Annotated in this window: 20 protein-coding genes, 3 tRNA genes and 1 rRNA gene; 11 read left to right on the top strand and 13 right to left on the bottom strand. The window is 40.3% G+C overall.

Features of this window, described 5'->3' with window-relative positions; genetic code table 11:
• Window positions 1–28 precede the first annotated feature (28 nt).
• Complete coding sequence (locus VYM24_RS24685; protein ID WP_330941113.1) at window positions 29–805, top strand: GNAT family N-acetyltransferase; 777 nt, start codon at window positions 29–31, stop codon at window positions 803–805.
• Between the two features lie 93 nt (window positions 806–898).
• On the opposite strand, the gene VYM24_RS24680 is transcribed toward VYM24_RS24685, so the two are convergent.
• Complete coding sequence (locus VYM24_RS24680) at window positions 899–1,336, bottom strand: PepSY-like domain-containing protein (protein ID WP_217714250.1); 438 nt, start codon at window positions 1,334–1,336, stop codon at window positions 899–901.
• 27 nt (window positions 1,337–1,363) lie between these two features.
• Here VYM24_RS24680 and VYM24_RS24675 point away from each other — a divergent pair, with 27 nt between their 5' ends.
• Window positions 1,364–1,549, top strand: coding sequence for a hypothetical protein (locus VYM24_RS24675; RefSeq protein ID WP_299088851.1), 186 nt, complete (start codon window positions 1,364–1,366; stop codon window positions 1,547–1,549).
• A gap of 246 nt (window positions 1,550–1,795) precedes the next feature.
• Here VYM24_RS24675 and VYM24_RS24670 read toward each other — a convergent pair whose 3' ends face one another.
• The 3 genes from VYM24_RS24670 to VYM24_RS24660 form a co-directional block, all read right to left on the bottom strand.
• The gene (locus VYM24_RS24670) at window positions 1,796–2,680 is read right to left on the bottom strand and encodes an IS3 family transposase (protein WP_244436642.1); all 885 of its coding nucleotides are present in this window, start codon (window positions 2,678–2,680) and stop codon (window positions 1,796–1,798) included.
• 8 nt (window positions 2,681–2,688) lie between these two features.
• Complete coding sequence (locus VYM24_RS24665) at window positions 2,689–3,072, bottom strand: transposase (RefSeq protein ID WP_330941095.1); 384 nt, start codon at window positions 3,070–3,072, stop codon at window positions 2,689–2,691.
• Between the two features lie 91 nt (window positions 3,073–3,163).
• On the bottom strand, window positions 3,164–5,236 hold the full coding sequence (locus VYM24_RS24660; protein ID WP_291555106.1) for a HelD family protein: 2,073 nt from the start codon (window positions 5,234–5,236) through the stop codon (window positions 3,164–3,166).
• 137 nt (window positions 5,237–5,373) lie between these two features.
• Here VYM24_RS24660 and VYM24_RS24655 point away from each other — a divergent pair, with 137 nt between their 5' ends.
• On the top strand, window positions 5,374–5,958 hold the full coding sequence (locus VYM24_RS24655) for a hypothetical protein (protein WP_007210449.1): 585 nt from the start codon (window positions 5,374–5,376) through the stop codon (window positions 5,956–5,958).
• Window positions 5,959–5,983: 25 nt separating this feature from the next.
• On the opposite strand, the gene VYM24_RS24650 is transcribed toward VYM24_RS24655, so the two are convergent.
• Complete coding sequence (locus tag VYM24_RS24650; RefSeq protein WP_330941112.1) at window positions 5,984–6,751, bottom strand: response regulator transcription factor; 768 nt, start codon at window positions 6,749–6,751, stop codon at window positions 5,984–5,986.
• Window positions 6,752–7,053: 302 nt separating this feature from the next.
• Between VYM24_RS24650 and VYM24_RS24645 the strand changes: the two genes are divergently transcribed.
• Both VYM24_RS24645 and VYM24_RS24640 read left to right on the top strand, forming a co-directional pair.
• Window positions 7,054–8,361 (top strand): MATE family efflux transporter, encoded by a 1,308-nt coding sequence (locus tag VYM24_RS24645; RefSeq protein WP_299087516.1) that lies wholly within the window; start codon window positions 7,054–7,056, stop codon window positions 8,359–8,361.
• 21 nt (window positions 8,362–8,382) lie between these two features.
• Window positions 8,383–8,577: a hypothetical protein gene (locus tag VYM24_RS24640; protein WP_291555099.1), complete on the top strand. Its 195-nt coding sequence runs from the start codon at window positions 8,383–8,385 to the stop codon at window positions 8,575–8,577.
• A gap of 201 nt (window positions 8,578–8,778) precedes the next feature.
• Here VYM24_RS24640 and VYM24_RS24635 read toward each other — a convergent pair whose 3' ends face one another.
• From VYM24_RS24635 to VYM24_RS24625, 3 genes are all read right to left on the bottom strand, one after another.
• Window positions 8,779–9,315 (bottom strand): hypothetical protein, encoded by a 537-nt coding sequence (locus VYM24_RS24635; RefSeq protein WP_299087512.1) that lies wholly within the window; start codon window positions 9,313–9,315, stop codon window positions 8,779–8,781.
• Window positions 9,316–9,320: 5 nt separating this feature from the next.
• Entirely contained in the window at window positions 9,321–10,709 is a 1,389-nt protein-coding gene (locus VYM24_RS24630; protein WP_299087510.1) for an ATP-binding protein, read from the bottom strand.
• A gap of 77 nt (window positions 10,710–10,786) precedes the next feature.
• Window positions 10,787–11,626 (bottom strand): AraC family transcriptional regulator, encoded by an 840-nt coding sequence (locus tag VYM24_RS24625; protein ID WP_330941111.1) that lies wholly within the window; start codon window positions 11,624–11,626, stop codon window positions 10,787–10,789.
• 110 nt (window positions 11,627–11,736) lie between these two features.
• Here VYM24_RS24625 and VYM24_RS24620 point away from each other — a divergent pair, with 110 nt between their 5' ends.
• Together VYM24_RS24620 and VYM24_RS24615 are read left to right on the top strand one after the other, a co-directional pair.
• A complete protein-coding gene (locus tag VYM24_RS24620) occupies window positions 11,737–12,333 on the top strand; it encodes a sugar O-acetyltransferase (protein ID WP_299087505.1) in 597 nt (198 codons plus the stop codon).
• A gap of 4 nt (window positions 12,334–12,337) precedes the next feature.
• Complete coding sequence (locus VYM24_RS24615) at window positions 12,338–13,003, top strand: HAD family hydrolase (RefSeq protein ID WP_299087502.1); 666 nt, start codon at window positions 12,338–12,340, stop codon at window positions 13,001–13,003.
• Between the two features lie 200 nt (window positions 13,004–13,203).
• On the opposite strand, the gene VYM24_RS24610 is transcribed toward VYM24_RS24615, so the two are convergent.
• The 5 genes from VYM24_RS24610 to sppA form a co-directional block, all read right to left on the bottom strand.
• Window positions 13,204–13,276 (bottom strand) — tRNA-Phe (locus tag VYM24_RS24610).
• Between the two features lie 177 nt (window positions 13,277–13,453).
• Window positions 13,454–14,518 (bottom strand): thiamine-phosphate kinase, encoded by a 1,065-nt coding sequence (gene thiL, locus VYM24_RS24605; RefSeq protein ID WP_007210455.1) that lies wholly within the window; start codon window positions 14,516–14,518, stop codon window positions 13,454–13,456.
• Between the two features lie 2 nt (window positions 14,519–14,520).
• Complete coding sequence (locus VYM24_RS24600; RefSeq protein ID WP_291555407.1) at window positions 14,521–15,330, bottom strand: purine-nucleoside phosphorylase; 810 nt, start codon at window positions 15,328–15,330, stop codon at window positions 14,521–14,523.
• Complete coding sequence (gene lpxK / locus VYM24_RS24595; protein WP_330941110.1) at window positions 15,287–16,390, bottom strand: tetraacyldisaccharide 4'-kinase; 1,104 nt, start codon at window positions 16,388–16,390, stop codon at window positions 15,287–15,289. The genes VYM24_RS24600 and lpxK overlap by 44 nt, the downstream gene beginning before the upstream one ends.
• 12 nt (window positions 16,391–16,402) lie before the next feature.
• Entirely contained in the window at window positions 16,403–18,172 is a 1,770-nt protein-coding gene (gene sppA, locus VYM24_RS24590) for a signal peptide peptidase SppA (protein ID WP_291555410.1), read from the bottom strand.
• 286 nt (window positions 18,173–18,458) lie between these two features.
• Between sppA and VYM24_RS25460 the strand changes: the two genes are divergently transcribed.
• The 4 genes from VYM24_RS25460 (at window position 18,459) to VYM24_RS24575 (ending at window position 21,684) form a co-directional block, all read left to right on the top strand.
• The gene (locus tag VYM24_RS25460; protein ID WP_425286618.1) at window positions 18,459–19,163 is read left to right on the top strand and encodes a transposase; all 705 of its coding nucleotides are present in this window, start codon (window positions 18,459–18,461) and stop codon (window positions 19,161–19,163) included.
• Between the two features lie 612 nt (window positions 19,164–19,775).
• A 16S ribosomal RNA gene (locus tag VYM24_RS24585) occupies window positions 19,776–21,298 on the top strand.
• A 156-nt stretch (window positions 21,299–21,454) separates the two neighbouring features.
• Window positions 21,455–21,528: transfer RNA gene (locus VYM24_RS24580), tRNA-Ile, on the top strand.
• An 82-nt stretch (window positions 21,529–21,610) separates the two neighbouring features.
• Window positions 21,611–21,684, top strand: a tRNA-Ala gene (locus VYM24_RS24575).
• Window positions 21,685–21,780 lie beyond the last annotated feature (96 nt).

Here is a 21,780-nt window from a genome sequence, read left to right as displayed (position 1 = left end):
CTTTCGTATCTTTAGCAAAAATGGATCTATGATTGAATTTAAAAATGTACCGTTGGCATCACTCCGTGATTTGCGGGAGCAATATTTAGCTTCTTTGCGTTATCCGCAAGAGTTACATTGCGAGTGGCTTGTTGCGAAAGGGACTTGTGTCAGTATTGAAACGGATGTAGAAAGGGTGGGATATTTTGTCTGTTCGGAAGAAGGACAATTGGTTGAATTCTATCTACTCGACAAGATGTTTGCCCGAAAAGAAGAAATCTTCGGACGAATGTTGGGAGAGTTTCAGATTAAAAATGCTTTCTGTAAGTCCTTCGATGATTTGTTTATGACTTGTTGCCATACATTCTGCCGGTTCTATAAAATAGGCGGTATTTTGTTCCGCTTCTTCACTGACGAAATTGTGATGCCTTTGCCGGCTGGCGTAACCGTTCGTAAAGCAAAAGAAATTGATGTTCCGTTGCTGCTGACTCATGACAGTGATTTGTACGAATCTCCCGAAGAGTTGAATTATACCGTTTCAAACCGTATGATACTGATGTATGAGAAGGATGGAGCACTCGTTGGCTGTGGTTATCTTATCCGAATACTTCCTGATAAGGACATTTTTGATGTAGGTATGTGGGTGAATCCAGCATTTCGCAGGCAAGGATATGCCGTGATGATTATTTCTCATCTGAAAAAGACGTGCTTGAAGGCTGGATATGTGCCTGTTGCCGGTTGTGCTGCCGATAATGTGGCTTCACGCAGGACGTTAGAACGGTGCGGGTTTATGACGAAACATTGTGCTGTTGTATTTGAGTTTTGAAACAGCTTTGACACTTGATACAAACAGTTGTTATTTTGTTTCGTTACCGCTGTAACTGTTACAGCAGTAACGAAATGGAAGTATATCTTTGATTTAGTCATCAATATCAATCACCCTCATCTTTGAATCGAACGTGATTTCCAAACGGTTGGATAGTCTGATTTCATACTCTTTCTTGTCAAGCTCAATCTGCAGGATTCTTGTATCCGGATAGTTTTCCTTTACATAATTACGGATGGCTTCCGGGATAATCTGGGCAGGAACTTCACTCTGACGGCATTTCACTTCTTTCCATTCTCCTGTTTTATCAAACTCTACTTCTTCGCCATTGGTAAAGACTACATCGTAGCTTTTATAGAATACTCCACTTTCCTCTTTTGCCAATGCCACTTTATGATCTTTAAAGTAGGTATTGAGGAAAGTTTGAGCCTTTGCAGGGAGTTGATTTACCTGGATCGGTTTGTCATTATCCGCCATTACCATTGTGTGCATCGTGAACATACATACTAATAATAAAACTAACTTTTTCATATTCTTCTGTTTTTAAAAATTAATACTTTGGTTTATTCTGATATTGCAAAGGTAAAGGGCGATTCTGGAAAGAAACTGGAATTCTTTATTGAAACGATTTCCGGCAATGAAGTTCCCTGCACTTGGGAACGACAGTTTCCTCTAATGGGAACGCTCGTTTCTCTTCGTGGGAATGACCGTTTCCGTGCACAGAATGATGTGTACTGGTTTTAGTTGACAACTTCGTTTGTTATAACTGGATTAGTTTACTCAATATACTTTAATATCTAAAGAGGTTTACTTTTGTTTTTCTTATTCCTATTTTAGTTGTCTTTTGTTGGTGCTTGCAAATTTATGCATCTTCCTTTATTTACGCAAGCCTTCTTCAGGAAAATGTAATGTTGCCAACAAACAAGAACTCTTCGGTCGGGGATCGCCCTAGCGGCAAGGGGCGGGCCCCCCCGTCCCGACGAGCGGGTATTATGCTGTAAATCCTACCGTTTCTCTGAGCACTTCCATAGGTGTCCTCATGTTTATCCCTTGATGAGGCCGCACATGATTATATACATATACAGCATCTTCAATGCGCTTGCTTACTTGCTCGAAGCTCTCATCATCACAGTCGAATAGCCAACCGTTTTTAATGGTGTTGTTCATTCTTTCAGCCAATGCATTATGCAAAGGATCACCACACTGCGTCATACTGATGTTGATTTGATGCTCTTTAAGCCTCTCTACATATTTATTTGAGCAATATTGGACACCCCGGTCAGAATGATGAATAAGAGTGCTCATGTCTATGTGATACTTCTCATAGAATGATATTGCCATCTCCAAAGCTTTCAAGGGCCCCTCCGTCTCAAGAGTTTTGTAAAGCGCATATCCAACGATGGCACGACTTGCCGCATCGGTAAGCAACGAGAGGTAAGCCCAGCCCTGACCGGTGTTTACGTAGGTTATATCCGCCACTACCATAGCGCCCAATCGCGTAGCGACAAATTTGGGCGCAACATTCAACAGATCGGGGTAGATATAGTAATTATGGTTCGAATTCGTTGTTTTAGGACGCTTGCGACTTGTACGTTGACACAAACCATTGGAGCGAAAAATGTCATAACAACGATCACGACCGATAACCATCTTTGGTCCAAACTTACTCACGCAGCAGGCGTATAACTCGCGCATACCAGCTTTGGGCATGAGTTCCAACAGTTCCTTGCAGTACAACACGATGCTTGTGGTAAGGATATCAACCTCCAAATGCCGGTTCACATGCTTGTAATAACCTTGTCGGGTTATGCCGAAGTAATCACAGAGGAACTTTATACAACCATGTTTGCGTCGGGTTGAGTGCCTCTGTGACAAGGTGTCGATTACTTGGCATCGGAGTTTTTTCGTACCTTGATATGATACGTGGATTCAGCAAGATTGATGAGTTCTTCGCACGCCTCATGACGTAAACTCTCATCAGCAAGAGCCCGATGAAGTTTACGGTTCTCAGCACGCAATAGCGATAGTTCTTTCTGGAGCTCAGAAATACTAGAATTAATAGCATCGCTATTTACCGGTTTAGGTGATATACCCATAGCTTTGTCTTCCATTTGATACTTGTTAAGCCAATAAGTAAGAAGCTTGGCACAAAAGCCGTTACGCTTACAAAACTGAGATTTGCTCTCGGGACTTGATAAATACTCACGAATATAAGACATTCGTTCATCATCACTGTAATAGTTGTACTTCTTTTTCGAATATTTCATCTTTATTTTCGATTTTTGAAGTGTCAACTTATTCAGTACACTACAGAAGCAGAACAGACCGGTAGTTCGGCAGATGAGGGAGAATGGTATTTTATCTGATGGAGGCAGGAATAAATTCACTTGGTCGTCCGTTGTAGGTTAGTGTTAGTCTATGCATAGCCCTTGTTACAGCTACATAGAGCATACTTTTGTCAATGGCTGAGTTGTAATTCTTGTCGTTGACATAGGGAACGATTACTTCGTCAAACTCCAATCCTTTTGCCATGTGAGATGAGGTAATGATAATCCCTTTCATAAAAGCAGAGCTTTGATTGGACAGGAAATGGATATCACCGGTATGCACCCTGAGGCTTTCTGACAGTTCTCTTGCTTGTGTTTCGGTTTTGCATACTATCCCGAGTGACGTATAACCGGATTTTTTAAAAGAAGAAATTATACTGAAAATACCCAGTATTTCCTGTTTTATATCTTCAAACCGTAGGATTGCAGGAGGTTCACCATGACGTATGATAGGTTCTAATTCATGATTAGTCTGAATCCTTTGCGAGAAATCCGTGATTTCAAACGTAGAGCGGTAACTTTTGCATAGTTTCATTATTTCGCCTATAGTGAATGCTTTCCGAATCATATCGGCTGTTGACGAACCGTAAGGGTTGACAGATTGTGATGCATCTCCGAGAATGGTCTTCCGGCAGGGGTAAAGTTTCTGAATTACTTTGTACTGGATAGGAGAATAATCCTGCATTTCGTCTATCAAAAGATGTTTGACACCGGGCGAAGTAATATTTCCGTCTAAAGCCAGATGCAGGTATGCCAAAGGTGCCAGGTCTGCGTATTCCAACATCCGGTTCTTGCGTAATTTGAATAGTTCGGGTTTACCTACCCATACGAAAAACTCTTTATAAATCTGAAGATCGTTGTTACCTGCAAACATCTTCTTTATTTCTTTCTTCAACAGATTTTTCTCTGAAGTGGTAACTGTAAAGTAGTATTGCACCTTCATCATTTCCAGGATATAATCCGTCATAGCTTCAGAACGCTGGCGCATGGGGTAACGGTTGAAGCGCCTGAATTGCTCTTCAATATATTCGGCGGGAATTGTGATGTGCCTGGTGAGTTTTACTTCTGCAGCTTTGAAGTAGTTGTTTTCCATATAGAGGATAAACTTATCGAGCTGTGAAATAAACTCAAAGGAAGATTTGTATTTGATTCGTTCAATGAAGTTCGAGGACGTTTTTTCGAGTAATTCCGTTACCTGTTCAAAGAAGTTCTGGTATTTGTATTTGTTTTCAAGAACTCCCGAAAGAATCTGCTCCATACTGGTTTCGGGCACACTTTCTTCGCCAAGCTCGGGAAGTACGTTCGAGATATAATCACCGAAAACTTTATTGGGTGAAATAATAAGTATATCTTTTGAGGAAATATTTCCTTTCAACGTATAGAGCAGGTAGGCGATGCGGTGTAAGGCAATGGATGTCTTGCCCGATCCGGCAACTCCCTGGATAATGAGCACGTGAGCTTCTTCATTGCGAATGATCCGGTTCTGTTCCCGCTGGATAGTGGTGACAATATTCTTCATTTTATCATCGGCATTACTGCTGAGTTCCTTCTGAAGTATTTCATCATGTACAGTCAGCGAGCTTTCTATCATATATTCCATTTTTCCTTTACGGATGCGGTATTGGCGTTTAAGTGAAATATCTCCGTTGATTTCACCGGTAGGGGAGGTGTAAACCGCTTTCCCCAGTTCGTAATCGTAGAACATACCGGAAATGGGAGCCCGCCAATCGTATATCAGATTTGTCTTACTTTGTGAATCATAGAACGTATGTATGCCTATATAAATAGGTAAAACGCTACTGCCGTTTTTCTTTTCCTCGAAGTCTATCCGTCCGAAATAAGGAATATCCAGTATTTTGCCCAACCGCCTGCGTTTGTCAATTACGCTTTCACCCAGTGCGAAATGATTGAGGATGCTTTCGCGCATAGATCGGATTTCATGTGGATCGATATCTTTGTTTGACCAGATATAATCTTTGTATTCCTGTAAGGTTTCTACATGTTCTTTGACTGATGTATCGGTGTTATGAATCGTATCGTTAATGATGCCGATGATCCGTTGCAAGTACTTTTTTTCCTGCTTTTCTGTTTGATTGAATGTCATAACTCTTTTAATTTTTTATCTGGGAAGTTTGGAAAGGGTGGCAAAGTTAGTCTGAATTATCAGGTTATTAAATAGTTATTTATAGCTATATATCCGTCCTTTTTTCTACATTTGCACGTCATTACAAAAGAAAAACAATGGATATTCTTGATCTTGCCAGACGGAATCAACAGAAAGCCCGGAAAATTATAGAAGACACAAAAATCATCCCTATTTGGGAAAGTATAGGTGCCAGAGTGAATTTAGTAGGTTCTTTGAGTACAGGATTGCTGATGAAGCATCTTGACATTGATTTTCATATTTATACCTCACAATTTAGTCTGTGTGATAGCTTTCAGGCAATGGTGAAGTTTACGGAAAACAAGTCTTTCATGAAGATGGAGCATAAGAATCTGCTGGATACAGAGGAAGCATGTGTGGAGTGGCATGCCTGGTATCGGGATGCAGATAATGCGCTTTGGCAGATAGATATGATCCATATTTTGGAAGGTTCCCGGTATGATGGCTATTTTGAGAAGTTTGCCGAACGGCTTTCCGCTGTTTTGACTGATGAAACAAGGTATGCCATTTTAAAATTGAAATATGATACGCCCGAGTCGGAAAAGATTATGGGAATAGAGTATTATAAGGCTGTTATCCGGGATGGTATACGCAGTTATGAGGACTTTATGGAATGGAGAAGTCTGCATCCGGTTACGGGAATTATGGACTGGATGCCGTAACTTGAATATTTCTTTCGCGGAGCGGTTAGCTTAGTATTCCTAACTTTAATCCTGCATTGATAGCTTCGATAGAATTCTGTACCCCTAATTTGTGCAATAGGTTTTGCCGGTGAATATTGACTGTATGAATACTGATGCAGAGATTGTGAGCTATTTCTTTACTTAATAATCCTTTTTGAATAAGCTGTAAAATCTCCAGTTCACGCTGTGTCAGATGAATCCGTGGAATAGATACTAAAGTAGGCGAGAACATTTCTCCATTTTTGAGATTCAACACAGTGCATTCCACTTGATCAGTTTCTGTCTGATTAGGTGCAATCTCTATATTTCCAAGTATTAGCCAGGCTTTCCCGTTGCGGCTTGGTTCTAAAACCTGTTGTCGGCTGATTACCCGTATGTACTGTTGTTTGGTATTCATCAGCCGGAAACTATAGATATTACAATAATCATTTCTTTGTTCGTGAGGCAGGCTATAGATAAACTTGCTGAGATTAATCTGCAATTGCTCCAGTCGGGCGAAATCGTCCGGATGAAATCGTGATTCCAAATAATCTCCCTGCTTCTCCAGAGTAGCTATTTTCCGGCTGTCATATCCCAGTATATCTGCAAAGTTAGAAGATGCGAAAGCATATCTGTATTTATAAACGTCAACTACAAATGAGCAACTTCTGCTGATTTTGGACATCTGTTGTAGCACAACTTTATCCTGTTCCCAAATGGCATAGTCGATTTCATTTGCAGACAAATGTTGCTTTGCCCACATCTCTTCTCTTGTGATTTCAGTTGATTTCATGCAGTGGAGTAATTTCACGCAAAAATATAATAACCGTTGATTTATTCGGGTAAGATCGCTTGCTTTTTTATTATTTTTCCTACATTTGCTGTATCGAATTTACATAAAACGATTGTTCAACTCATGAAACATCAACTCTGTATATAGCTACGCTCCACGAATAGCACTTTTTAATAAAAGCTATTCGGCTATCCTGACGGATTTTTGTAATTCGTCACAGAGTTTTCATATCTGATTATTTACATCGAGTGGCACGCAGCTATGTGTATAGTTGTGTGGCATACGTTTATTTTAGTTGAACAATGAATTATACGTATAAGCAAATATGGCTCATCAACTTTCCTGTGATGATGAGCATCCTGATGGAGCAATTAATCAATATTACTGATGCTATTTTTCTGGGACATGTAGGCGAAGTGGAGTTAGGTGCTTCTGCGCTTGCAAGTGTTTATTATCTGGCCATTTATATGCTTGGTTTTGGCTTTAGTTTGGGTTTGCAGGTTATGATTGCCCGCAGAAACGGGGAACAAAGATACGAAGAAACAGGCAGGACTTTCTTCCAGGGATTATTGTTCCTGAGTGGACTGGCTATGTTTTTAAGTCTTGCGTCCTATGTACTGTCACCTATTATTCTGAGATATTTCATCCGTTCACCGGAGATTTATAATGCTGCAGTTGATTATCTGACATGGAGATGTTTCGGTTTGCTATTTTCTTTTCCATTTCTGGCATTCCGCTCTTTCTTCGTGGGAATTACGAAAACGAGAGTTTTGTTGTGGGCGGCTATAATGGCGGTTCTTATCAATATCCCTTGTAATTACTTGTTTATTTTCAGTTTCAATCTGGGTATATCCGGGGCAGCAATGGCTTCTTCACTGGCTGAAGTCGGTTCTTTATTAATTCTGGTTATCTATACTTTTCTGAAAATGGATAAGGAGAGTTTAGGGTTAAAACCTGTTTATGATAGGAAATTACTAAGTTCACTTTTTCACTTATCCGTATGGAGTATGATGCATGCTTTCATTAGTGTTGCTCCGTGGTTTTTATTCTTCGTGGCTATCGAGCGATTGGGAGAAAAACAACTGGCAGTCTCGAATATTATTAGAAGTGTTTCTACCGTTTTCTTTGTAATAGTCAATTCGTTTGCGGCTACTACCGCTTCATTGGTTAGTAATCTGATAGGTGCGGGTGAGGGGAGAAGTATGTTCCGGCTTTGTGGTAAAATTCTCAGATTGGGATATGTAATCGGTCTTCCTCTGATAATTATTGCTATGCTATTTAATAAACAGATTATCGGATTTTATACGGATAATGCAGAATTAATCGAACTTGCTCAGTATCCGTTTATCGTGATGTTACTAAATTACACGTTTGCTTTGCCTGGTTATGTTTTTATGAATGCAGTAACAGGTACAGGTAATACCCGGATTGCATTTATCTTTCAGATTTCCACTATTGTCGTCTATCTGGCTTATTTGTATTTATTGAGTTATTGTTTCACAACGACTTTACCGGCTTATTTGACGGCTGAGTATTTGTTTGTGATTCTATTAGGTCTTCAATCTTACGCTTACCTGAAGATAAACGGTGTTAGTAAGGGAATGAAGTAATATAGCCAATTGCTTTTTCACATGACAGGTGGTGTTGACCTAGTAGTAAACTCTGCCGGTGCAGTATCAGCATTTAAAGATTTAAACTCTTTCATAGACAATAAAAAAGTAAAGTCATGCATTTGTAGTATTTATAGTTTTGAAAATGTGAAAGAGGCACAGACTGCTTTCTCTGGAAATGCATTAGGTAAAATTGTTATAGAAATCAATCAATAGAAAAGAAAAGCGTTGTAAATAATTTATTTACAACGCTTTTCTTTTCAAGTGGTGCCACCAGGAACTGGAAATCAGCTTGTATGACGCTATTTCTCAATAAGTTATATCTTTATTACGATGTTAATCCCTTGAATAAGGTTTTCACAGCTTTGCACCGTTCGACATTAGTTTGTATCTTGGGTACGATTTCTGAATGCAAAGTTACGAAAATATTTTCTTTCTAATAGAATATAGAAAAGAATCTTTGTAACCAAGCTGTTTACAAAAACTTTCGCATTCTTCCTTATTCGCTATCAGTATCTGTAAAATAGTTTTTTCATTCACTTTTTCTCTTTTATATCCTATTTCTTTTCTTATAAGCACCATTAATTTGAAGTAATTTCTTAGAGTAAGAATAGAATCATTTCTTTCGGTATCCATGTTTAATTTAGTAAATTGTAAAACCACCCTATCAGATGCATGGAATAGCAATAGTTTTTTAATTTCCATATATCTATTGGAATATTTAGTTTTATCTATTGGCGTTTTATTTATAGTATCATTTAATAGGTCAAAAATGTAAGAATAAATCTTGTCATAGACAATTTCCTGTTTGTCTCTTAGTTTTGCTTTTAAAGTATTAACTTCTGTTTTTTTGAGTTGATACCAAACTCCCATAAAGGTAATCATTGCTACTATTAAAGCCGATAATACTCCTATTATAGCTACTAGTAAATCATTATTTATTTCAGTACTCATAATCATTATATTTTTGTTAGATAATACCCTCCTATTTTGGGTGCGCCTCTAAACTCAATCAAGTCTTTATCTTGTAAAGTCTTGATATATCGCATAGTCGTTCTTAAGCTCTTGTTGATATACTTACTGATTTCAGAAGCATTCAAACCGGGAGTATTTACCAACAGATTGAGAATAGCTTGTTCATTCTCATTTATTGTATCATTTACTATGTCATTTACTCTGCCATTTACTGTGTCATAGTTGGCAGAGTTGGTGATTTGACGTTTGAACACTGCTGTAAACATCCCCTCTGTGTGAAATTCCGGTTCGGGAAGATTCGCTTCCCTCATGGCTTCTTGCATACGAGGAATACCGGATGCAACTCTTTCGACCAAGTGCATACGGGTAAATAACCCGAATATTAGTGGGTTACGTGTCATGCTTTTATGCCCGAAATTTTTAGCTACAATAGGCAAAAGTCCTCCGGGATTGGAAATCTCTACCCGGTCGTCAAACATTTCTATCATAATGCTTGCGCCTTGTTCATAGTAGTCACGATGTGACAGGGCGTTTATAATGGCTTCTTTAAATACGGTCAAAGGTATTTCCCAAATTTCCTCTCTTGGTCCTGCTCCCTCTATTTTATAAGCTACTTGCAGTTTGCTTTCCAGCCAAGACATAGCCTGTAGATATTGTTGGTACAATGAACCTCCGAAAGTTTTATCATCTATAATATAGACTTTGTTTGTTCCCTTGAAAAGAACACATCTTGTAACAGCGTGCGGAAACTTTCGTTCAGGTTGCTTGCCGAAGAACATCGCTGCACCGTTCTTTGCCGTTCCATTCTCGGTAAACAATTCCAAGTTCTCAAATATTTGTTTGTCGGGTGTGGACGGACTTAGTTTGGCTTCTGTTCGGAAATCCTTAATCATCTGTTCGTCTGCATCCGTGTAGATATTGAACCAGTGGCAGGGAATATGGTCGAAAAAGATTTTGTTACACTCCTGAAAGAAGCTGCGCATTTCTTCGGCTGTGCGAAGTTTCTGCGAGTTTGCTCCCTCACGGACATAGATAGAACCGGAAAATATATAAGGTTTATCTTTCCCTGACGGAACATCAATTACCCAAACTGTTTCATCCTCGATATTTACCGCATACATATCACAATGGAGAGCCGGAGATATTTCACTGATAGAGCCTTGAATGGCTGAACGTTTGTCATTTTCCAAACCTGTACCAATAATTTGTCCGTTATCATCTACGCCGATAAGCAAATATCCTCCGTCAGCATTAGCGAAAGCGCAAATTTCCTCTGTTAGTTCACGAACCTTTGAAGGAACACGAACTTTGAACTCTACATTATAGCCTTCTCCGCTATCGATGAGTGATTGTATGGTTTCTGTATTTGTCATAGACATCTATAAATATAATGCAAAAATAGTCATTTCTATTGTTTTAATAACCCTAAAAACAAGGATATGTATATGGTTTACTTCAAATTGTTCTTTCTGAAATTAGAGGGGCTGCATCCTCTATACTTTTTGAAAAACTTATTAAGATGGCTCTCATCGGTAAATCCCAATTCTTCAACGATTTCACAAATTCTCATTTGACTATGTAATAATCTATTTTCTACTAACTTTAGTTTGTAGTTTAAAATGTATTGCTGCATAGTTTCATTAGTATGTTTCTTGATATATCGTCCTAAATAATTCTCCGAAATGCCAAAATGTTGGCTAATATTTTTTGCTCTGATTTTACCTGTTTTATAGATGTTTGCTTGAATATACTGCAATATGTCAAGCGATTTGTCCTCAGAGCATTCATCCACCTGTTCAGGTAAGAACATTGCGATATTGCGTGCTACCACAATAATAATCGTATTAATTATTTGTGTTATAATCTCCTTGCTGTATAAATTTCGGTTAATATATTCCCTGATAATCGCTTCAATCATGGGTTTCACCAATAGCTTATCTACTTTATTTCTTAGTATACAACCGGGTTGATGATTAGCATGTTGAAGAATAAACTCCAGCCTTTGGATATTTTCAGCACCGAAAACAGAAGAATGTATATATATGTCGTTAAACTTGATGTCGACAAACTTAGTTGTTGTATGGATTTCGAAAGAATGCGTATCTCCGGGAGTAATCATAAACAAATGTCCGTCATGATAAGGAAACATATTGTTGTTAATCCATTGGATGCCTGTTCCTGAAAGAATATATACTAATTCAAAAAAAGTATGTTCGTGTTCTTTTAGCAAGGATTCGTCAAGCTCGCTAAAACTAATTTCGAATGGTTGATGTAGGTTTTCTCTTTTCATGCCATAAATATAGCCCTAAAAAACGGATTAATACCAAAATAACGAAAAATAATACCTGAAATCAGTCAAAAAATCGGTATAACTTTGCAATAAATTTAAAATCATAGCTTATGAAAACTGAAATGGAAAAATGTTTGGCTGGTGAATGGTATGATTGCCATGACCCTTTTTTTATGGATTTGAAAAGTAAAGCTCATCACTTGTTGATGAAATACAATTCTTTGCCGTATGAACAAAAGTCTGAAAAATATGCCGTACTAAAGGAAATGTTTGGAAGTATAGGCACAAATGTTTCTGTCGGTCATTCGTTTATATGTGATTATGGATGCAATATACATATCGGTGATAATGTCACCGTAAATACTGGCTGTACATTTGTCGATTGCAATAAGATTACCATAGGGAACAATGTGCTGGTAGCACCTAATGTACAAATCTATACGGCAACTCACCCGGTAGAGTTTAATGAACGGCTTGTATTGACAGAAACCCCGGATGGCTGTAAATATGTCCGTCGAACTTTTGCCCTCCCTGTCATGATAGAGGATGGCTGCTGGATTGGCGGTGGAGTAATTATTTTACCGGGTGTGACAATAGGGCAAAAAAGTGTGATTGGTGCAGGAAGTGTTGTAACCAAAGATATTCCGGCAAATAGCTTGGCGGTGGGAAATCCGGGTCGGGTGATACGGAAAATCAATCAAATGTAAGGTTATGATTAAATTAGTAGCTTTTGATTTAGACGGTACAATTGGAGATACAATTCCCATGTGCCTCAAAGCCTTAAAAAAGGCAGTAACTCCCTATGTTACTCTTAATGATGTATCCGAGAATGATATTTTAGAAACTTTTGGACTAAATGAAAAAGGGATGATAAAAAAACTTGTTAGTAATAATTGGAAAAAAGCCTTGGATGACTTCTACGTGATATACGAACAAATGCATATAATGTGCCCTCGTCCTTTTAACGGTATAACAGAACTGATTGAGAAGTTAAAAAAGAAATCTATTCCTATTGCTTTGGTTACAGGAAAAGGAGAAAAGAGCTGTGCGATAACATTACGTCAATTTAATATGGACACGTGTTTTGATAAAGTAAAAACTGGAAATCCTTTCAAAAATAATAAAGCAGAGAATTTTAGGGAATTGCTTGCAGATTATAAGTTACAACCGGATGAAATGATATATATAGGTGATACAGTTTCAGATATTGTGTCTTGTAGGGAAGTTGGAATACGATGTTTATCTGCTTCATGGGTAACTTCTTGCTTAGATGTACAAAAATTAGAAGCTCACAATGCTGGGAATGTTTTTAATTCAATAGCTTCACTTGAATGCTATTTAATATGTAAAATAGTGCAACGTTCTGTAAAAGAATGAAGTAGCTGTTGCGTAGTGGAACATTCAGGGCTTTCTAAAACTGTCCTCCGAATAAGGACGTATTTTAACGATATCCCCCAAGTTTTCAAACTGAGCCGTTTTCGGACTGACCCCCACTTATTTTGCTTATTCTTGGAAATAAAAAATCCCTGAACTTCAAAGAAGTTCAGGGATTTACATCGTTTTTCTTTTCTTTAAAGTGGTGCCACCAGGAATCGAACCGGGGACACAAGGATTTTCAGTCCTTTGCTCTACCAACTGAGCTATGGCACCATTGTTTCTCTTTTGCGGTTGCAAAGGTAGTGAAACTTTTGGACTATGCAAGCGCTTTGGAGATAAAAAACGCTGATAATTGCCTATGTGGCTAAGTATCAGCGCTTATATTTTAAGAAAAAAATGAATTCAGCTGTTTATTTGTTCTCACAAATCTTTATCTGCTCTTACAAATCTTTATTCGCCAGCTTTTTCGCCTTCACTTTCGGTAGTTTCTTCTTTTAGTGGATTCCATCCTTGGGCTTTCAGTTCAAACTCTTGACCATCGCGGGTGATCAGTGCACAACCTAATTCCGGTTTAGTGATGTGTCCTATTAACTTCACTCCCTCCATTTCAGAAATCTTCTCGTGATCGGCAATGGGAACGGTGAAAAGCAGTTCGTAGTCTTCGCCACCATTAAGAGCGCATGTTGTCAGATTCATATTGAACTCTTCAGCCATGACGGCAGTCTGATAGTCAATGGGGATATGTTCCTCATAAATGCGGCAGCCTACTTTACTTTGCGTGCAGATATGCAACAATTCAGAAGATAAACCATCTGAAATATCCATCATAGAAGTGGGTTGGATACCTTCTTCCGCCAGTTTCTCGATGATGTCGCGGCGAGCTTCCGGTTTTAATTGGCGTTCCAGCAGATATTCCTTTCCGGAGAAATCTGGTTGCATATCAGCCTTACCTTTCAAAGCCACTTTTTCGCGTTCCAATAATTGTAAACCCATATATGCGGCACCCAGATCACCGGTTACGCAAATCAAATCTGTTTCTTTCGCGCCATTTCGGTAGACAACCTTATCTTTGTCTGCCTCACCTATACAAGTGATACTGATTGCCAGTCCCGTAAGAGAAGAAGAGGTGTCGCCTCCTATGATATCCACATCATATTCCTCGCACGCCAGACGGATACCCGCATACAATTCTTCCATATCTTCCACGGAGAAGCGCTTGGAGAGAGCCAGAGAAACGGTGATCTGCTTGGGCGTACCATTCATGGCGTAGATATCGGAGAAGTTTACGACAGCCGCTTTATAGCCTAAGTGCTTCAGCGGGACATAAATTAAATCGAAATGCACACCTTCCATTAGCAAGTCAGTGGTAATCAAGACTTGCTTTTCGGTAGGATAGGAGAGTACGGCTGCATCATCGCCTACACCGTACCGACTGGATTCATTCTTCAGTTCAATACCGTCGGTAAGGCGGCGGATGAGGCCGAACTCACCGAGGCTTGATATTTCTGTTCTCATGATTATGCTCTGTTTATCAATTCTCTCATAATTTCTGTCATTTTCGGCTGGGCGGCATCGGCAGCTTTCTGCACTTCTTCGTGTGTCACCTCTACGATCTTACCTTCCACACCAAGGTCGGTAATTACCGAAATACCGAATACCTTGATACCGCAATGATTGGCAACAATCACTTCAGGCACTGTAGACATACCCACTGCATCGGCACCAAGGATATGGAATAATTTATATTCGGACGGTGTCTCAAATGTCGGACCTTGCGTACCGATATATACACCATGCTGTACTTTGATACCCTTTTCCGTTGCAATTGCATTAGCCTTACGAATTAGTTCTTTATCATACGCTTCACTCATATCCGGGAAACGCGGGCCATATGGAATATTCTTGCCACGCAACGGGTGCTCTGGGAAGTAATTGATGTGATCTGTAATAATCATCAGGTCGCCGATTTCAAAATCCGGATTTGTACCACCGCTGGCATTCGAAACAAATAGGGTTTTGATACCCAGTTCGCGCATTACACGTACCGGAAACGTTACTTCCTTCATTGAGTAACCTTCATAATAATGGAAACGTCCCTGCATTGCCATGATATCCTTGTTTCCCAATTTTCCGAATATCAGTTTTCCGCTATGGCCTTCTACCGTCGATACGGGGAAGTTCGGAATTTCCTCATATTTTATTTCGTACTTCTCGGTGATTTCGGTGGCAAGACTGCCTAAACCAGTTCCGAGGATAATTGCTGTCTCAGGTTGTGTGTGCATCCTACCTTGCAGGTAAGCTGCTGTTTCTTGAATGAGCTCTAACATAGCCAATAATATTTTGGTTAAATATATGTTGTTGATTTTGTAAAAATTCTATCTCAATCGGTAAAATGTATAAATACGGCTTTAACGTTTCGGCGAGTGCCGGATGGTGTTGCAACCTTGTCGCATCCTTTTCCGTGGTGATAATCAGCTTCCTCTTTCCTTCCAGACGTTCGAAGCGTTCTTTTATAGCTTGCAAATCCTTGCTGCTGAAATCATGATGGTCGTCAAACTGGCATAAGTTTACGTGCGGTGTGTGCATTTTTAGCTTTTCCACCAGCGGCGCAGGCGAAGCGATTCCTGTTACTAGTAATACTTGTTCGTCTTTTTCCAGTGATGCGAGGGTTCGACGTTTTTCTCCGAAGAGCGGTGTTAATGCCCCATATCTGAACGAGGAAAAATAAAGTTGCTGATACGGATACAGTTTTAGTCTTTTCGTGATGATATTGAAATCTATAGGTTTGATATCTTCCGGGCATTTTGTCACGATCACGATGTGCGCTCTATTTTTGCCACTTTCAGGTTCGCGTAATCGTCCTGCCGGAAGCAGGGTGTCGTCTGAAAAAAGCCTGTGGAAATCTGTCAGTAGAATGTTCAGCCCGGCTTTCACGTACCGGTGTTGATAAGCGTCATCCAGTAACACTACATCTACTTTGGGGTGGTCCAATTTCATCAGTTGTTCAATGCCGTGACAGCGGTTCTCATCTACAGCTACCCGGATAGCCGGGAATTTGTTTTTTATCTGATAGGGTTCGTCACCAATGCGCTTTACATCCGTTTCTTCCGTAGCAAGTATATACCCCTTGCTTTTTCGTTTATATCCGCGGCTCAGCATGGCAACGCTTGTTCCCGTTTGTTGTAACAGCTTGATAAGATACTCCGTGTGTGGTGTCTTGCCTGTCCCACCTACAGCGAGGTTACCGATACATACCACAGGTACGTCAAAACTCTTTGACTGGTAATATCCCCAATCAAAGAGTTTATTTCTTAAGCGTACCCCCATCCCGTAAATCCACGAGATGGGGTATAGCCAATAGTGTATCTTAACCAGCGGCTCTTCCATTCACTCCTTTCTTTAATTGATGTTCAACTCGAACGGAACACGTGCCTGAATTTTATCGCAGTTCTCAAAATTATTCAGCCAGTCGAATTGGTGGTAAAGTTCACCGACTTTACCTTTCAGTATCCGGGATTGGATATATCCACCGGGTTTCGTATCCGTCAGCATATCGAAGAAACTTTTCTTGCCCGGATAAGACATTACTGTATAGGCATCCAGTCCGGCCTTTCCGATAGCTATTTCCAAAGCCTTGTCCAGTCCACCCAGTTCGTCTACCAAGCCCAGTTCTTTGGCTTTGGTGCCTGTCCATACACGCCCTTCGGCAATCTTCTTGATTTCATCCGTGGTCATGCTCCGGCCTTCTGCACAACGTTTCACGAACAATTCATAGCCCTCATTCACCATATTCTGCATCAATGCCTTCTCGCCGTCATTCAGCGGACGTCCCATTGCTCCGAAGTCAGCGTATGTATTGGTCTTTACTACATCGAATGACAGACCGATCTTATCCGTCAATCCTTTCACGTTGGGGAACATTCCGAAGATACCGATAGATCCTGTCAGTGTAGTCGGATCAGCTACAATACTGTCCGCATTACAAGAGATATAGTAACCGCCTGATGCTGCATAGTCACCCATGGAAACAATCACTGGTTTTTCTTTTTTAAGTTCGGTGACAGCGTACCAAATTTGTTCCGAACCGAAAGCGCTACCGCCCGGAGAGTTCACACGAAGCACTACAGCTTTCACGTCCTTATCATCTTTCAGTTTGCGTAAGTCGCGGATTACCTTATCAGAATTAATTCCATCTTCACTGCCTGCATACGAACTTCCGCTGTCAATGGCTCCATATGCGTAGTACACAGCGACAATATTTCCGCTCTTATCTTTCGGAACGTTCTTCTTCACGTTCACCATGTCTTTTAAGCTTAATATTGGCATACTGTCATCCTTGTCTATTCCCACCATTGTTTTCAAGTAGTTACGTACGTCATTTTTGTATACCAGAGTATCTGCCAGACCATATTCCACGCAGTCATTGGCGGGATAGAACATCAGCATTTTGTCGGCAGCCTCGTTCAGTTTTTCTTTGCTTACGCCTCTTGATTCTGAAATATCACTCAGCATTTGTCCCCAGATACCATCCAGGAATACGGTTACCTGTTCACGATTGGCCGGACTCATTTCTGTAGAAATGAATGGTTCGACAGCCGATTTGTAAGTACCTACTTTGAATACCTGCATTTCAACGCCAATCTTTGACAATAAATCTTTGTAGAAGGTCGGGGTAGAAGCCAAACCGTACCAGCCGATTGCGCCTTGCGGATTCAGCAATACTTTATCCGCTACACTTGCCAGATAATACAGGCGTTGTGAGTATTGGTCACCGTAAGCTACCACGAATTTACCGCTGGTCTTGAAGTCAGCCAGCGCTTTGCGTATTTCTTCCAAAGAGGCAAATCCTATGCCCATTGAACCAGCTTGCAGGTAAATTCCCTTGATGTTTTCATTTTCCTTGGCTTTCTGGATAGACGAAAGAATGTCATCTAGTCCGTACGTAGTTTCATCTTCGCTAAGGAAGATGTCGAAAGGGTTGTCCTGGCTCCGTTCTGAGAGCATACCTCTCATGTCGAGCATCATCACAGAGTTTTTGCGCACCTGAGTTTCAGACTCTGACGAGGACAGCATACTAAACAGTATCAGGATGCTGACGAAAAACAACACAACGCTTGACACAATAATGCCTGTGATGGTGGCTAGCGTAAATTTAAAAAAATCTTTCATTGTAGTTATTGTTTTTTGTATGCTAACTTATAAAAGCTAACAAAGATAAATAATTGAATTGATATTTGCTCTATCTGTCGCAAGGTTTTTCATTTTGTCACACTCCTCTCGTAAAATGTTGTAATCCGCAAACTTGCCGATTTTCAACATTTTGGCTTTTTCTGTGTTCTTTACCTCCAGAATCTTTTTTTGTAGTTTTATGTTTGAACAAGTTTTAATACTATTATCTTTAATCTCGGTGGTAATGTTTATGCTTTCGATTCTATAACCATTGGCTTGTGTTTAGTTGTATTTTGGTGAGCCAAGTTCCGTAAGAAAAAGATGTATTAAAATACATACACTGTATGATGTCGAAATTCAAATAGCTGCATTCTTCCATACAATTACAGCTTCGATTCACGATAGCAAAGCTATAAATGAAATTCCTTATGAAATAGGTGCCTACTATATCTTTGACTGTGGTTACAACTATTTAAAGAGGCTTTTCAAAATAGAAACCTTAGAGTCTTATTTCGTTGTAAGGATAAAATTAGACTTGCAGTTCAAAGTAATAAACAGGAAACGCTGTTTCCCCAGGAATATACTTTCTGATGCAATTGGCGAACTCATTATTAATAAAAGCTCCAAGAGGTATCCTTCTCGCATACAAAAGGTTTGTTTTGGGGATGAAGAGCAAAAGCGTAAGTTTACGATCCTCATTAATGCTATGGATTTATCTCCACTACAAATTGCTAATTTTTCTATTATATTACCTGTCCCCCATCTGCACATTCTTATTTTTTTCTTTTTCCCGCCTCTGTTCACGCGCACATTTCGCGCACGTATATATAATAATGTATCCCCTTCCCCTTCTTTCATCCTTTCTTTCAGAATTATGTTCTACAACATCCTTATCAATCAGTCAGTTACAAAATTGTTTCAAAAAACTATAGAAAAAGTGATAGATATATTTGGATTGCATAGATATATCGTCTACTTTTGCACCCGCTAACCAAGCGACGGTCAGCCTTGCAATTGACATTCTGACAGAAACGGCGTAGGAACTCCACCGTTTTTCTTTTCTTTGGGCTTAATTCCAACCAAGAATACAGCATTTTAAAAGAAAAAAGAAAAAAAACTTCCGGAAACATTTGGAAGATATGTGATAAAGTTCTTACCTTTGCGCCCGCTTTCCAAACGAAGGCAATCGATAATTGACTTGCTGATTAGGAAACCGGTGTTGCTAAGAACTCCTTTCTCTTTCCTCTTTTATCTCCCTTTCGCAAAGAGAGACGACGAGAAAAAGAAAAAAGAAAAAAAACTTCTGAAATTATTTGGAAGATATGCTTAAAAGTTCTTACCTTTGCATCCGCTTTCTGAAAAGAAAAGCAGTTTTGAAAAGAAGCGATCTTTGAAGAATTTACATAAACAATACAAGTAGTACAAGAGCAGAATGCTACAATGGTTAGTAATGAATAATTAATAACCAAGCGTACATTCTGGGTATAAAAAAAAGAACCGTCAAGTAACTTATATATATAGGTAATTTGAAGACTTTTAATAAACCGAGCGTCCTGAACAGAGCAAAATCACTAGTATTCTTACTAGTAATAACAATACTTTTACAATGAAGAGTTTGATCCTGGCTCAGGATGAACGCTAGCTACAGGCTTAACACATGCAAGTCGAGGGGCAGCATGGTCTAGCAATAGACTGATGGCGACCGGCGCACGGGTGAGTAACACGTATCCAACCTACCGGTTATTCTGGGATAGCCTTTCGAAAGAAAGATTAATACCGGATAGTATAACGAGAAGGCATCTTCTTGTTATTAAAGAATTTCGATAACCGATGGGGATGCGTTCCATTAGTTTGTTGGCGGGGTAACGGCCCACCAAGACATCGATGGATAGGGGTTCTGAGAGGAAGGTCCCCCACATTGGAACTGAGACACGGTCCAAACTCCTACGGGAGGCAGCAGTGAGGAATATTGGTCAATGGACGAGAGTCTGAACCAGCCAAGTAGCGTGAAGGATGACTGCCCTATGGGTTGTAAACTTCTTTTATATGGGAATAAAGTGCAGTATGTATACTGTTTTGTATGTACCATACGAATAAGGATCGGCTAACTCCGTGCCAGCAGCCGCGGTAATACGGAGGATCCGAGCGTTATCCGGATTTATTGGGTTTAAAGGGAGCGTAGGCGGAAGCTTAAGTCAGTTGTGAAAGTTTGCGGCTCAACCGTAAAATTGCAGTTGATACTGGGTTTCTTGAGTGCAGTAGAGGTAGGCGGAATTCGTGGTGTAGCGGTGAAATGCTTAGATATCACGAAGAACTCCGATTGCGAAGGCAGCTTACTGGACTGTAACTGACGCTGATGCTCGAAAGTGTGGGTATCAAACAGGATTAGATACCCTGGTAGTCCACACAGTAAACGATGAATACTCGCTGTTTGCGATATAATGCAAGCGGCCAAGCGAAAGCATTAAGTATTCCACCTGGGGAGTACGCCGGCAACGGTGAAACTCAAAGGAATTGACGGGGGCCCGCACAAGCGGAGGAACATGTGGTTTAATTCGATGATACGCGAGGAACCTTACCCGGGCTTAAATTGCAACTGACGGATTTGGAAACAGATCTTCCTTCGGGCAGTTGTGAAGGTGCTGCATGGTTGTCGTCAGCTCGTGCCGTGAGGTGTCGGCTTAAGTGCCATAACGAGCGCAACCCTTATCTTTAGTTACTAACAGGTCATGCTGAGGACTCTAGAGAGACTGCCGTCGTAAGATGTGAGGAAGGTGGGGATGACGTCAAATCAGCACGGCCCTTACGTCCGGGGCTACACACGTGTTACAATGGGGGGTACAGAAGGCAGCTACACAGCGATGTGATGCTAATCCCAAAAGCCTCTCTCAGTTCGGATTGGAGTCTGCAACCCGACTCCATGAAGCTGGATTCGCTAGTAATCGCGCATCAGCCACGGCGCGGTGAATACGTTCCCGGGCCTTGTACACACCGCCCGTCAAGCCATGAAAGCCGGGGGTACCTGAAGTCCGTAACCGTAAGGAGCGGCCTAGGGTAAAACTGGTAATTGGGGCTAAGTCGTAACAAGGTAGCCGTACCGGAAGGTGCGGCTGGAACACCTCCTTTCTGGAGCGGCGCTCAAATTCAATTAAACGATTGAAACAAATATTAGAGGTTGGTTCTTTTGTGATACTTCCATTAGAACCTCTTGGACTACGCGTAGTTGTTTATATAATATAAGAGAAAGAAGAAGCCGAGCCGCAAGGCGAGGGTTTGACTGACAGTCCTATAGCTCAGTTGGTTAGAGCGCTACACTGATAATGTAGAGGTCGGCAGTTCAACTCTGCCTGGGACTACTCTTTAAGTAATTACAAATTATGAATAAAAATTACTCCGTTCGGACTTGTAGTTGTTATTTAGTAATTCGTAATTAAAAGGGGGGGATTAGCTCAGCTGGCTAGAGCACCTGCTTTGCACGCAGGGGGTCAACGGTTCGAATCCGTTATTCTCCACTCTACCTTTTCTAGGTAATCGATCTTTGACATGATGTACAAAAAAAAGTAAAGTTATAACAAGCTGAAAGTATATATCGAGCCATACGGCTAGGT

The organism is Bacteroides sp. MSB163 (genome assembly GCF_036416795.1).
GTDB lineage: Bacteria > Bacteroidota > Bacteroidia > Bacteroidales > Bacteroidaceae > Bacteroides > Bacteroides maternus.
The sequence above is the reverse complement of the archived record's forward strand: the minus strand, read 5'-3'. Positions and strand labels throughout refer to the sequence as shown.

Bases quoted from the DNA above. Each gene is read 5' to 3' on its own strand.
- VYM24_RS24685 (WP_330941113.1), top strand. From the start codon at position 29: ATGATTGAATTTAAAAATGTACCGTTGGCATCACTCCGTGATTTGCGG.
- VYM24_RS24630 (WP_299087510.1), bottom strand. From the start codon at position 10,709: ATGACAAATACAGAAACCATACAATCACTCATCGATAGCGGAGAAGGC.
- VYM24_RS24600 (WP_291555407.1), bottom strand. From the start codon at position 15,330: ATGTTAGAGCTCATTCAAGAAACAGCAGCTTACCTGCAAGGTAGGATG.
- VYM24_RS24620 (WP_299087505.1), top strand. From the start codon at position 11,737: ATGAAAACTGAAATGGAAAAATGTTTGGCTGGTGAATGGTATGATTGC.
- VYM24_RS24640 (WP_291555099.1), top strand. From the start codon at position 8,383: ATGACAGGTGGTGTTGACCTAGTAGTAAACTCTGCCGGTGCAGTATCA.
- sppA (WP_291555410.1), bottom strand. From the start codon at position 18,172: ATGAAAGATTTTTTTAAATTTACGCTAGCCACCATCACAGGCATTATT.
- VYM24_RS24625 (WP_330941111.1), bottom strand. From the start codon at position 11,626: ATGAAAAGAGAAAACCTACATCAACCATTCGAAATTAGTTTTAGCGAG.
- VYM24_RS24680 (WP_217714250.1), bottom strand. From the start codon at position 1,336: ATGAAAAAGTTAGTTTTATTATTAGTATGTATGTTCACGATGCACACA.
- VYM24_RS24655 (WP_007210449.1), top strand. From the start codon at position 5,374: ATGGATATTCTTGATCTTGCCAGACGGAATCAACAGAAAGCCCGGAAA.
- lpxK (WP_330941110.1), bottom strand. From the start codon at position 16,390: ATGGAAGAGCCGCTGGTTAAGATACACTATTGGCTATACCCCATCTCG.
- VYM24_RS24660 (WP_291555106.1), bottom strand. From the start codon at position 5,236: ATGACATTCAATCAAACAGAAAAGCAGGAAAAAAAGTACTTGCAACGG.
- VYM24_RS24635 (WP_299087512.1), bottom strand. From the start codon at position 9,315: ATGAGTACTGAAATAAATAATGATTTACTAGTAGCTATAATAGGAGTA.
- thiL (WP_007210455.1), bottom strand. From the start codon at position 14,518: ATGAGAACAGAAATATCAAGCCTCGGTGAGTTCGGCCTCATCCGCCGC.
- VYM24_RS24615 (WP_299087502.1), top strand. From the start codon at position 12,338: ATGATTAAATTAGTAGCTTTTGATTTAGACGGTACAATTGGAGATACA.
- VYM24_RS24650 (WP_330941112.1), bottom strand. From the start codon at position 6,751: ATGAAATCAACTGAAATCACAAGAGAAGAGATGTGGGCAAAGCAACAT.
- VYM24_RS24645 (WP_299087516.1), top strand. From the start codon at position 7,054: ATGAATTATACGTATAAGCAAATATGGCTCATCAACTTTCCTGTGATG.
- VYM24_RS24665 (WP_330941095.1), bottom strand. From the start codon at position 3,072: ATGAAATATTCGAAAAAGAAGTACAACTATTACAGTGATGATGAACGA.